This is a genomic window from Acinetobacter sp. ANC 5045 (genome assembly GCF_004331005.1).
In the GTDB taxonomy this organism is placed as follows: Bacteria; Pseudomonadota; Gammaproteobacteria; order Pseudomonadales; family Moraxellaceae; genus Acinetobacter; species Acinetobacter towneri.
Map to the genome: position 1 here is coordinate 68,160 of NZ_SJNS01000011.1, position 12,803 is coordinate 80,962.

Below are 12,803 nucleotides of genomic sequence, written 5' to 3' on the forward strand. Positions count from 1 at the left end.
TTATTTCCCCACGACCTGAATCACGATCAAGATCATTAGTAAGACCACCACACCAAGTGCCATACTCGATGCGTACTCACGTAATGAACCAGTTTGACGTGAACTTGTGAAGCTATGACCACCTTTCACCAGTGCAGGCAGTACTAACCACATACCATCCACTGGATCACGACCTAATAGTTTGGCAATCAGCAAGTATGGTTTTACAAATACGATGTCATACAACGCATCGAAACCAAGTGCATTACGGCAAATATTGGCAAGACCCGCACCCAATGAAGTTTGCGCGAAACCTTTTACAGCGTTGTAAGCAAAGGCAAATAACACCACGCCTACAGCTAAACCAGCCAAAGCCACGCCAATTGCAACATACTCTGCACCATGTGCACCTGCTTCTAATGCTTCAGGAATCACAAATGCTGGGATTTTTGCAGCATCAAGAATGCTCATCACTGGTGCTTTTAATACAATCGCTAAACCAGTTGAAAGTACTGCAAGCACTGCCAATGGGAACCAGTAAGTTGCGCCTTTGATCTCGTGATACGGTGTGTTTTCTTTACCAAAGAATACAACCCAAATTAAGCGGAATGTATAAATTGACGTTAAGAATGCACCTGCTACACCCACCCAATATAAGGTGTTATATAGCGGAATACCTGCGATATGACTTTGCGTCCAAACTGCTGCCAAAATAGCGTCTTTTGAGAAGAAACCAATGGTCAAGAATGGAATCGCTGCCAATGCACCGCCACCAATCGCGAAACATGCAAACAGGAATTTGTTCTTGTAGAACAAGCCACCCATTTTGAAAATGTTTTGTTCGTGATGGTAAGCCAAAATCACCGCACCAGAAGACAAGAATAATAATGCCTTGAAGAATGCGTGAGTTAACATGTGGAATAGACCCGCTTGGTATGCTTCTGCACCAACTGCCATAAACATATAACCCAGCTGACTCATAGTTGAGTAAGCCAAGATACGTTTGATGTCGGTTTGAACCAATGCTGCAAAACCAGCAACTAGCAAGGTCACAGCACCTGTAATTGAAATGAATAACATCACTTCAGGTGCAAGTTCAAATACGCTGAACATACGGCAGCATAAGTAAACACCCGCAGTTACCATGGTTGCAGCGTGGATTAATGCAGATACAGGTGTAGGACCTGCCATCGCATCGGCTAACCAAGTTTGCAACGGAATTTGTGCAGATTTACCCGCAGCACCCAAGAACAACATTAACGCTGTCCAAATGGTGATCGACGAGCTTTGAGTCATTACATTGGCTGCATTTTCTACGATGTATTGTGTGTTCAACGTACCAAATTGTTGATACAACAAGAACAACGCGATCAGTAGGAAAACGTCACCCACACGTGTTACGGTAAATGCTTTGATTGCTGCAAAACCGTTTGCAGGGTTTTGGTAGTAATAACCAATCAGCAAGTAAGAGCACAAACCTACACCTTCCCAACCTAGGAACAATAACGCCAAGTTATCGCCAAGTACCAACAACAACATGCTCGCAACGAACAAGTTGAAGTAAGAGAAGAAACGTGCAAAGTCTTCTTCACCACGCATATACCATGATGCAAAGATGTGAATTAAGAAACCCACGCCTGTAATCATGCCCAGCATGAGCAAAGATAAACCGTCTAAGTGCAAGCTAAACGCAGGTGCAAAACCACCCACATTGAACCAAGTCCATAAATGTTGAGTCGTTGCAACCGAACCGTTGTTCACAAAGTCCATGCCTGCAATTAGCGCAAATAATGCAGACAGACCCACTGAACCTACGCCAATAATCGCAGCAACTTTTTCAGGTAAGTTGTTACGCCCTGCCGCTAAAAGGATAAAACCAATGAGCGGAAACAATACTGTTAGATATAAATAACTCATCCGCGCATCTCACTAGCAGCATCCACATCCAAATGATGGAAGCGATGATAGAACTGAAGGACGATCGCAAGACCGATACACGCCTCTGCCGCAGCAAGTGTCAAGATCAAGATAAACATGATCTGACCATCTGGTTGTACCCATGCACTACCAGCCAAAACAAACGCCAATGCCGCAGCGTTCATCATGATTTCAAGGCCCATTAAAATAAATAGTAGGTTGCGTCGCACCATCACACCGTAAAAACCGAGTGCAAAAAGAATGGTCGCGACAATCAAACCATGTTCTAAAGGGATGTTGCCCATTATTCTTTTTCCTCTTCTGCACTTGGTTCACGTTTACCGATGTGGAAGCCTGCAACCAAAGCTGCAAGTAATAACATTGCGGCAACTTCAACCAACAATAAGTACTGAGTAAAGAGTGCTTGACCCACTGCTTTTGGACCCACCATTTCGGTGCCCATAAGCGCGCTTGGTGCAGTGTAGTCTGAGCTTAATGACCACACTAAAACCAAACCAATTAGGAAGCTCATCAAAGCTGGGTATGCCCAAGTTGATGAAGTCAACCATTTACGCTCTTGCTCAACAGTTTGCTGACCAAGGTTGAGCATCATCACCACGAATACGAACAAGACCATGATCGCACCCGCATAAACAATGATTTCCAAGGCGCCAGCAAATGGTGCACCCACGATCATGAACATGCCTGCAACCGCAAGTAATGACACGATCAAGCTTAATAAAGCATGTACTGGGTTCGCGTTAGTCACTACACGAACCGTAGAAACAATGGCCACGAGTGCCATCAAATAAAACGGCCACATCATGGTAATAGACTCCGTACATCAATAGGTGCGCTTTCACGTTGCGCTTGACCTTTGTCTTTACCTGTAACAGCCATACCCGTTACACGGTAGAAGTTGTAGTCAGGATATTTACCAGGACCTGAAATGAGTAAGTGTTCTTTCTCATACACCAAGTCTTGACGCACATATTCACCTAACTCAAAGTCAGGTGTTAACTGAATTGCAGTCGTTGGACATGCTTCTTCACACATACCGCAGAAAATACAGCGTGAGAAGTTGATACGGAAAAACTCTGGGTACCAACGACCATCTTCCTGTTCTGCTTTTTGCAGTGAAATACAACCAACTGGACAGGCAACTGCACAGAGGTTACATGCTACACAACGCTCTTCGCCATCTGGATCGCGTGTTAACACAATACGACCACGGAAGCGTGGAGGTACAATTTCTTCGGCTGGTACTTCCGGATACAAAATGGTGTCACGTTTACGTGTCACGTGTGAGAAAACCATCCACAGTGAACGTACAATTGACCCAAACCCAGCTAGAAACTTAAACATATTGTTCTCCCTGCTGTCTTAGGCCGAATGATTCATAAGAATCACAGCACCAGTTACCAAAAGGTTAACAAGCGCCAATGGCAAGCAAATTTTCCAACCAAAGTTCATCACTTGGTCATAACGTGGACGCATTAAAGAACCACGAGCCAAGACAAACATCATCACAAAGAATGCTGTTTTGATAATGAACCAGAAAGCTGCTGGAATGAATGGAATTTCAAGGTTAAACGGCGCTAGCCATCCACCGAAGAATAGAGTCACGATAAGCGCAGAGATCAGTACCACGTTGACATATTCTGCAACGAAGAACATCCCCCACTTCATACCGCCATATTCGACGTGATAACCTTCAGCCAATTCTTGTTCTGCTTCTGGTTGGTCAAATGGGTGACGGTGAGTTACCGCAACGCCTGCAACCACGAAAATCAAGAAACCTAAGAATTGTGGAATCACAAACCAAACATCACGTTGCGCTTCAACAATTTCACGCATGTTGAATGAGCCTGCAATAGCAACCACACCCATGAGTGAAATACCCAAGAACACTTCATAAGAAATGGTTTGAGCGGCTGAACGTAAACCACCAAGCAATGCGTATTTGTTGTTTGATGACCAACCACCAAATAACACCGCATACACTGCGATACCTGCCATTGCCATAAAGAACAACAGGCCAATGCTCATGTCTGCCACACCTAAATAAGGTGATACAGGAATAACCATGAACGACAGTACCGCAGTTGCCATTGCAACTGCTGGTGCCATACGGAACGTAAGTTTGTCGGCAAATTTTGGTGTCCAGTCTTCTTTGAACATGATTTTCAGCATGTCGGCAACAATCTGGAACATACCGCCTGGACCTACACGGTTCGGACCATAACGGTCTTGCCATAAGCCCAGTAAACGACGCTCAATAAAAGACATGAGTGCAGCAATCAATACCACAACCAGTAAGATGACAATCGCTTGAATGACTGAATAGGCAATTGGCCAGTTCTCAGCCCACAGCGGCGTCTGACGGATTAATTCTTGTTGCATGAATTACACTCCTACCGCGACTGAAACAGGCTCTGCAAGAGATACCGTTGGTGCAAGACCAATTGGGTAGCCAATATAACCTGTAGGTAAATATTCAATCACTTGTACTGGCAACACGATAGATGTTTCGCCTGCTTGTACAGTAATTGTTTGACCATCTTGTAGATTCAAACGCTGCGCATCCTGCGTACCTACAGCAAATACTGCTTCAGGAATACGTGATTCCATTGCAGGAGTTTTCACCGTAAATTCCCCCGATGCAAAAATGTGATGCATTGGAATTAAACGGAAGCTGTCTGGATTTGCAAGTACTGGTGCAGGTGCAACATAGCTACGTGCAGGACGTTTCGCCAAACGGTCGAATAAACGAATACCTGCGTCACCACCTTTTAAGTGACCACCCACGTTGTCTTGGAATTTGTTCCAAGCTTGTGGCGAGTTCCAACCTGCAGACCAAGCAAATGGTACAAGTGCCGCTGGCGTTTGATTACCCACATAACCTTCCATAGAGAATGTTAATGCTGAATCTACATCGACAGGTTGTTTTGGTTCGTGAATGGATAACGGTGCACGCATAGCGGTACGACCTGAGTAACGACGTGGTTCACGCGCAACTTTTAAGCCATGTACACGGAAACCTGCATCTGGTGCAACATCTTGAATTGCTTCAAGTGCTGGAACATTCTTCACTACAGATTCAATCACGTCATCTAAAACAGTCCAAGCAATTGCTTTGCCTTTTAAGCCTGTTTCAAGTGCGTGTAACCAGCGCCAAGATTCTTTAATCGCCAATTCAGGTTTGTAGTAGCTTGGGTCATAAACTTGGAAGAAGCGTTGTGCACGACCTTCCTGACTCACCACCGTACCATCACCTTCCGCGAAGCTTGCTGCAGAAAGTACGATATTGGCTTTTTGCACAGTTGCGGTTTCAGCATGATCTAGCACGATGACATCTTGTGCTTTCGCTAAAGCTGCATCGACTTGTACTGCAGGTAAACGACGATATAAGTCATTTTCAACCACAATCACAGCATCATAATCTTGTGCAAATGCTTGCTCTAAGCTTTGCCCACCAAATATAGCCAAGCCCATTGAGTTCACTTCTGGCACAGTTAAGCTTAAACCTGCGTTTTCACCCAAGTTTTGTGCCACTTGTGCAGCCGCTTCCATAATGGCAGCGTCTAGTAAGCTTGTACCTGAAATCACCAATGGTTTTTTCGCAGCTTTTAACGTGTCAGCAATGGTTTGTGCAAATGCTTTCGCATCGTCATCTAAACCTGTGATCACGTCACCTGCAACCGCAGCAGCAATGGCAAAACCTAAACGTGCGATATCATTTGGAGAAGCAACCACTTCACCTGTTGCGACATCAGCTAAACGAGTTTGCGTTGCAGCCAAAATGTAAATTGGTGATTTTGCATCTTGCGCAATACGTTGCACAGGTTCAGCCAACCAATCTGGCGTACGACGCTCTGCCGCCATTTCTTTGGCTTTGTTTTTCGCCGCTTGACGAACAGACAACGCCATACGTGGTGCAGTTTGGGTTAAATCTTCACCCAAAATTAACACAGCATCGTAGTCTTCAATTTCACGCATACCCGGGTTGTAAATCCCTTCGGTTTGCATGATTGAAGCTGCAAGTTCAACCAAGTTTTGCTCTTTTTGCGATAAACCTGTTGAGTAGTTGTCTTGGCCAACCAACTCACGCAAAGCAAAGTTTGATTCAAGCGATGCACGCGGTGAACCAATACCCAAAACTTTTTTGCCTTGAACTTTGGCAATAATCGTATCAAGTGCAGCATCTACAGAAACGGTTTCTACGCTCGCACCGTTACGGAACTGAGGCTGACGTGGACGATCTTCACGGTTCACATAACCTGTACCGAATCGACCTTTATCGCATAGGAAGTATTGGTTGACTTCACCGTTAAAGCGGTTTTCTACACGACGCAATTCGCCATAACGCTCACCCGGAGAGATGTTACAACCTGAAGAACAGCCTTGGCATACGCTAGGCGCATACTGCATGTCCCACTTACGGTTATAACGCGCAGAGTGAGTTTTGTCGGTGAATACACCTGTTGGACAGACTTCAGTCAAGTTACCTGAGAATTCAGATTCCAAAGTACCCGATTCAGGACGACCAAAGTAAACACGTGATGCGTTGGCATAGACACCAAAGTCTGTACCGCCTGCATAGTCTTTGTAGTAACGCACGCAACGATAACACGCGATACAACGGTTCATTTCATGCGCGATGAACGAACCAAGCTCTTGGTTATAGTGAGTACGTTTAGTAAAGCGGTAACGACGACGATCGTGCTGTGTCATTACAGTCATATCTTGTAAATGACAGTGACCACCTTCTTCACAGACTGGACAGTCGTGTGGGTGGTTGGTCATCAAGAACTCTACAATTGAAGCACGGAACTCAGTTGCTTCCTTGTCTTCAATCGAGATATAGGTATTGTCAGCAGCAGGTGTCATACATGACATCACCAAGCGACCACGAGTATCTTCAGGGTTCGCATATTGGGTCACGGCACATTGACGGCAAGAACCGACAGAACCTAAGGATGGATGCCAACAAAAGTACGGAATGTCGATCCCAAGGCTCAAACATGCTTGCAGCAAGTTTTCCGAGCCATTGACTTCGTACGATTTTCCATCGACATGAATTGTAGCCATAGTCGAATTCCTTAAGCTTGTTCTACGTTGCTAGCTTGAGCAGCAGGACGGCTATTTGCCACTTTTGCTTCAAACTCGCCACGGAAATATTTGAGTGCGCCCATTAATGGCTCCATCGCACCTGGTGCGTGAGCACAGAAGGTCTTACCAATCCACAATTTTTTGGTGAGTTCTTGAAGATGTTGAATGTCTTCTTCTTTCCCTTCGCCATTTTCAATTGCTTTGAGTGCTTTTACAGCCCACGGTAAACCATCACGACATGGGGTACAGAAACCACATGATTCGCGCGCAAAGAATTCTTCTAAGTTACGGGTTGCAGAAACCATACATTGGGTTTCATCGACCACCATAAGCAAACACGTGCCTAAACGTGAACCTGCCTTCATGATGCTTTCTGCATCCATAGGCAAGTCAATGTGTTCTGCTGCCAAGAAGTCGGTAGATGCACCACCCGGTAACCATGCTTTTAGCTTCAAGCCATCACGCATGCCACCCGCATAGTCTTCAATTACTTCACGTGCAGTCGTACCAAATGGAAGCTCCCATAGACCTGGGAATTTCACCTTACCAGAAGCACCGTAAATTTTTGTGCCAGGGTCTTTCGATTTACCTGCAGATAAACCGATATACCACTCTGCACCACGCAACATGATTGCAGGTAAGTTGTTATAGGTTTCTACGTTGTTGACAATCGTTGGACGACCCCATGCCCCTGCAACTTGCGGGAATGGTGGTTTAGTACGTGGGTTAGCACGGCGACCTTCAAGCGAGTTAATCAATGCGGTTTCTTCACCACAGATATAACGACCTGCGCCTGTATGCACGTATAGCTCAAAGCCCCAGTTGGTACCTAAAATGTTTTCGCCCAAATAACCTTTGGCACGAATTTGCTCAATCGCTTCATTTAAGTACTGTGCAGCTTCGATGTATTCGCCACGAATAAAGATATAGCCGTGGGTAGCTTCAAGCGTGTACGCAGCAATCAGCATACCTTCAATCAGTTGGTGTGGAAGTTTTTCCATCAACAAACGGTCTTTGAAAGTACCCGGTTCCATCTCATCGGCATTACAAATCAGGTAACGTGGACCTGAATTGTCGTTTGGCGCCATCAGTGACCATTTGATCCCTGCTGGGAAGCCTGCACCACCACGACCTTTTACTGTCGCAGCTTTAATGACTTCAAGCACATCTTTAGGCGGCATAGAAATCGCTTTCTTAAAGCCTGCATAACCTTCTAGTGCTTCGTAATCATCTGCATTACGCACGTGCTCTTGCTTGCTTAAACGCCAAGTTAATGGATGCGTTTCTGGGTTACCGTCACCATAAATTGGTCTTGGTTCGGTATTCATACATACTTCTCCAATAACTGTTGCACCGATGTCACCTCAACTAAACCGTGAGTATCTTCATCAATCATCAAGGTTGGACCCTTATCGCAATTTCCTAAACAGCAAATTGGCAATAACGTGAAACGACCATCTGCAGTCGTTTGACCAAACTGAATGCCTAATTCACGCTGGAATGCTTCTGCCAGTGTTTCTGCACCCATCAAAAAGCATGCAATCGAGTCACACAATAAAATCACGTGACGACCTACAGGCTGGCGATAAATACGGTTATAGAATGTTGCGACACCTTCTAAATCAGCAACGCTGATGGTTAGAAGCTGTGCAATCGCATTGAGCTGCGCATCATCTACCCAGCCATTACGGCGCTGTACACACTTCAAGGCATCTAAAGATGCTGCACGTGGGTACGGATAATGACCAATGTGATGTTCAATTTCATGGATTTCTTCCGCAGTCAAAATCCCTTCAACATTCACACGTGGCTTTTTATCAGTCAAAATCATCATAATGCGTTTACCCCTTAGCGATCCACGTCTGCCATTACGACGTCAATGGTCGCTAAATAAATGATTAAGTCAGATACCAGACTGCCGTTAATCACAGAAGGCATTTGCTGTAAATGCGTGAAAGTTGGTGTACGAATACGGGTACGGTAACTCATCGTTGACTTATCTGAAGTCAAGTAGTAATTCGATGCACCTTTCACCACTTCTGCCATTACAGATGCTTCACCAGCAGGCATTACAGGACCCCAAGACACGCTTAAGAAGTGCGTAATCAGGGTTTCAATATCTTGTAATGTCTTGTCTTTTGGTGGTGGAACAGCCAATGGATGGTCTGCTTTATATGGACCAGATGGCATGTTATCTAGACATTGTTTGATGATTTTCAATGACTCTTCGATTTCACGGAAGTGAACCAGTACACGAGCGTAAGCATCGCCTTCGTACTCTACAGGTACTTCGAAGTCATAGTTTTCATAACCACTGTATGGACGGTATTTACGCACGTCAAAGTCGATACCTGTTGCACGTAAACCAGTACCTGTCACACCCCAAGCCAAGGCAGATTTCGCATCATACTGCGCTACACCTTGCGTACGACCCATGAATACCGAGTTGCGTAATGCCGCAGTGTAGTATTCGTTCATACGTTTTGGCATCCACTCTAAGATTTCACGAATCAGGTGTTGCCAGTTGTTTGGTAAGTCGTGTGCGGTACCACCGATACGGAACCATGCTGGATGCATACGGTAACCCGTAATAGCTTCAATCGCATCGTAGATTTTTTGACGGTCTGCGAACATATAGAATACAGGGGTCATACCGCCCGCATCCTGAATTGCAGTACCAATGAACAATAAGTGGTTATTGATACGGAACAATTCCGACATCATGACACGGATACATTGTGCGCGGTCTGGCACAGTAATGCCTGCCAGTTGTTCCACACCCATGACATACGGCATGTTTTGCGCACAACCACCCAAGTAGTCCACACGGTCTGTATAAGGAATGAATGAATGCCAAGTTTGACGCTCAGCCATCTTTTCCACACCACGGTGGTGATAGCCGATATCTGGCACACAGTCTTTCACTTCTTCACCATCCAACTGCAAAATTACACGGAACGCACCGTGCGCAGATGGGTGGTTAGGACCCAAGTTCAGGAACATGAAGTCTTCGTCTTTATTACCGCGCTTTAAGCCCCAATCTTCAGGCACAAAGCGAAGGTGTTCTTGCTCGAAGTCTTGTTTGGCTTGGTTCTGCATATACGGTGTATATTCCGTTGCACGTGCAGAATACTCTTTGCGTAACGGATGACCTTCCCAATATGTTGGCAACAAGATACGACGAAGCATTGGATGCCCTTCGAAGTTGATACCAAACATATCGTAAGCTTCACGCTCGTACCAGTTGGCATTTGGCCAAATGTTGGTTGCTGTTGGAATGTTGAGATCACTCTCATTCAACGCAACTTTAATACGAATGTCCGTGTTACGCTCAAGCGATAACAAGTGATAGAACACAGTAAAGTCAGACGCAGGTAGACCATCGCGGTGAGTACGCAAACGCTCATCTACCGCAGACAAGTCGAACAACATCACGTATGGACGTGACACTGTACGCAAGAACATTAAAACTTCTTGTACACGTGCGCGCTCAACCCAGACTGTTGGAAAATCTTCAAAAGTCGTTTGCACGTAGAAGTTCTCACCAAATTTGGTTTTGAGCTCTTCTACAATTGCAAATGCTGGGCGTGAATCAACTGCAGTTGATTCTGGCATAGCAATGTCAGTTTCAGCCATTGGCTTGGCTTCCTATTTAATACAAATTCAGTCAACCTAAACGACAACTACACCCGTCGGGTGCATCAATATTTGTACGTTTAAATTATTTAATTTCATCCATAGAGCGTAAGTTTTTCACCGCAATACGCTGCGCATTCTTACGGTCACGTTCTGGCATCATCTTCGGCTTATATACTGGCTTAAGATCATCACCAATCACCGCAGACAACGGACGACGCTCTAATTGAATTTGGTCTTGTAATAACATCAATGCTTGGATTAATGCTTCAGGACGTGGTGGGCAACCCGGAATGTACACATCCACAGGAATGATTTTATCCACACCTTGCACAACTGAATAAATGTCGTACATACCACCTGAGTTTGCACATGCGCCCATTGAGATTACCCACTTAGGCTCAAGCATTTGCTCGTACAAACGTTGAATTACAGGTGCCATTTTCACAAAACACGTACCTGCAACAATCATCAAGTCTGCCTGACGCGGTGAAGCACGAATAACTTCTGCACCAAAACGTGACAAGTCATGCACACCTGTTAAGGTAGTTGCATACTCTACGTAGCAGCACGATGTACCAAAGTTAAACGGCCAAACTGAGTTCTTACGTCCCCAGTTTACTGCTGTATGTGCCAAGTCCTCTAAACGAGTCATGAACACATTTTTATTCACTTCTTCTTCAAGCGGATCGGTTACGATCTGACGCTCTTGAAGTGGATATTGATCAGCATCGGGATTCGCACGGGTTAAGGTATATTTCATCCCGAGTTACTCCTTGTCAGATGAGGTAGTCGCAGATTTTTTTACACGACCAGAGGATTGAGCTGGAATTTGACCGGTAGGGTCCGTTACCAATTCTTCAATTGAGTTAAAGCGTGTGATTTCTGCAAGATCCATATTTGGCGAACCAATTTTAGGTTTAATCCCTGCTGCTTTACGCTTATCAGATGGAGCCCAGTTCAGCGCACCAGTTGATAATTCATAAATTAAGCCAACGAGTAAAACTAAAATAAATACAGCAGCCGTTGCAAAGCCCACCCAACCTACTTCACGAACAGAAGCTGCCCATGCGTATAGATAAAGTGCTTCTAAGTCGAAAACAACGAAGAAAATTGCAACCAAATAGAACTTTGCAGATAAGCGGATACGTGCTCCACCAGCACCTACAACACCCGACTCAAACTGCTCTTGCTTCGCACGCCCCCATGATTTACCCCCAAGGAGTAAAGGAACGGTAAGCATAAAGACGCATAAAAATGTAACGCCGATCACGAAGGCAATAATTGCCCATTCGTATGGAGTAATGGCACTCATGCGGGGATAACTCCTGGCAGGCCTATTTATTAACAAAGAATGTATGTATTGGCCTTCAAATACACCAAACACAAAATTAATCACGCCAATTGTACCTGATTTATGATTTCACTTGCTAGTTCATAAGTCTTAGTCTTTCGGATGATTTTTTATTCAAATACTTGATATTTTAGAATTCCACTACTCCGTAGGGCTCTTAATCGCTTTAACAAATAGATAAGTCAGTTGTGATTATTTTTTCCAAAACACCAATTGAGCGGTTCGTTGCAAAGTTTTTAAATTTATAGAGAGATCATCGCAACTTCAGGTTTCAGCTTAGTTTAAGCCGCACAAAATTTTGTGTAGTTTTTGCAACTTAGACCCTGAGTTTCTTTAATTTTTCACCCAGAGTGTGCTATTCCTAGTAAGCATTAAAAATTTGAATAATAAGGAGTAAACACATGAGCTTAGACTATACCCACAAACCAAATTACTTTATGTTTGCGCAATTATTTATTCGTCATTTGCAAAATTATTTTGAAAAACATCCTGACGCACAAAATGCAATTTTTGACCTGCGTGATATTTACGAGTTATTTCGCCAAGACAAAGCATCTGCCACCATTAATTTAGACGGCATTATGAATATTGCAGATGAATACCGCCTTGAAACCTTACAAGGCGATCAAAAATTAATTAGCCGTTATGCGATTGATCCACAAAACAATTCTTTATTGGTAGATTTTAACCGTGAGGCTTTAGACAGCTTAAAACAAGGCAAAGTAATTTTGCCACCTGATGCAACGCTGCAAGAATAAAGCCGTATAGAATCTGCATTAAAGTGTGTCGCTTAAAACAGCTAACA

The 12,803-nt window shown here is 44.5% G+C and carries 12 protein-coding genes; 1 reads left to right on the top strand and 11 read right to left on the bottom strand.

Annotation, left to right across the window (positions count from 1 at the left end; translation table 11 throughout):
* The 11 genes from nuoL to ndhC form a co-directional block, all read right to left on the bottom strand.
* Positions 1–1,896 carry an NADH-quinone oxidoreductase subunit L gene (nuoL, locus tag E0H79_RS09995; RefSeq protein ID WP_131261529.1) on the bottom strand — a complete coding sequence of 632 codons (1,896 nt, stop codon included), beginning with the start codon at positions 1,894–1,896 and terminating at the stop codon, positions 1–3.
* On the bottom strand, positions 1,893–2,201 hold the full coding sequence (gene nuoK / locus E0H79_RS10000) for an NADH-quinone oxidoreductase subunit NuoK (RefSeq protein WP_004975463.1): 309 nt from the start codon (positions 2,199–2,201) through the stop codon (positions 1,893–1,895). The genes nuoL and nuoK overlap by 4 nt, the downstream gene beginning before the upstream one ends.
* Complete coding sequence (nuoJ, locus tag E0H79_RS10005; RefSeq protein ID WP_171062597.1) at positions 2,201–2,719, bottom strand: NADH-quinone oxidoreductase subunit J; 519 nt, start codon at positions 2,717–2,719, stop codon at positions 2,201–2,203. The genes nuoK and nuoJ overlap by 1 nt, the downstream gene beginning before the upstream one ends.
* Positions 2,719–3,261 (bottom strand): NADH-quinone oxidoreductase subunit NuoI, encoded by a 543-nt coding sequence (gene nuoI, locus E0H79_RS10010; RefSeq protein ID WP_004975460.1) that lies wholly within the window; start codon positions 3,259–3,261, stop codon positions 2,719–2,721. The genes nuoJ and nuoI overlap by 1 nt, the downstream gene beginning before the upstream one ends.
* 18 nt (positions 3,262–3,279) lie before the next feature.
* Positions 3,280–4,299, bottom strand: coding sequence for an NADH-quinone oxidoreductase subunit NuoH (nuoH, locus tag E0H79_RS10015; RefSeq protein ID WP_004975457.1), 1,020 nt, complete (start codon positions 4,297–4,299; stop codon positions 3,280–3,282).
* A 3-nt stretch (positions 4,300–4,302) separates the two neighbouring features.
* Positions 4,303–6,987 carry an NADH-quinone oxidoreductase subunit NuoG gene (nuoG, locus tag E0H79_RS10020; RefSeq protein ID WP_131261530.1) on the bottom strand — a complete coding sequence of 895 codons (2,685 nt, stop codon included), beginning with the start codon at positions 6,985–6,987 and terminating at the stop codon, positions 4,303–4,305.
* 11 nt (positions 6,988–6,998) lie between these two features.
* A complete protein-coding gene (gene nuoF / locus E0H79_RS10025; protein ID WP_004975453.1) occupies positions 6,999–8,336 on the bottom strand; it encodes an NADH-quinone oxidoreductase subunit NuoF in 1,338 nt (445 codons plus the stop codon).
* Positions 8,333–8,842, bottom strand: a complete 510-nt coding sequence (gene nuoE / locus E0H79_RS10030) for an NADH-quinone oxidoreductase subunit NuoE (protein WP_004975451.1) — start codon at positions 8,840–8,842, stop codon at positions 8,333–8,335. Before nuoE ends, nuoF begins: the two co-directional genes overlap by 4 nt.
* A gap of 14 nt (positions 8,843–8,856) precedes the next feature.
* Positions 8,857–10,644, bottom strand: a complete 1,788-nt coding sequence (gene nuoC / locus E0H79_RS10035) for an NADH-quinone oxidoreductase subunit C/D (protein WP_004975450.1) — start codon at positions 10,642–10,644, stop codon at positions 8,857–8,859.
* Between the two features lie 85 nt (positions 10,645–10,729).
* Positions 10,730–11,407 carry a NuoB/complex I 20 kDa subunit family protein gene (locus tag E0H79_RS10040; RefSeq protein ID WP_004975447.1) on the bottom strand — a complete coding sequence of 226 codons (678 nt, stop codon included), beginning with the start codon at positions 11,405–11,407 and terminating at the stop codon, positions 10,730–10,732.
* 6 nt (positions 11,408–11,413) lie between these two features.
* Positions 11,414–11,959, bottom strand: a complete 546-nt coding sequence (gene ndhC, locus E0H79_RS10045; RefSeq protein WP_004975445.1) for an NADH-quinone oxidoreductase subunit A — start codon at positions 11,957–11,959, stop codon at positions 11,414–11,416.
* Between the two features lie 440 nt (positions 11,960–12,399).
* Between ndhC and E0H79_RS10050 the strand changes: the two genes are divergently transcribed.
* On the top strand, positions 12,400–12,756 hold the full coding sequence (locus E0H79_RS10050; RefSeq protein WP_004975444.1) for a hypothetical protein: 357 nt from the start codon (positions 12,400–12,402) through the stop codon (positions 12,754–12,756).
* Positions 12,757–12,803: the final 47 nt, after the last annotated feature.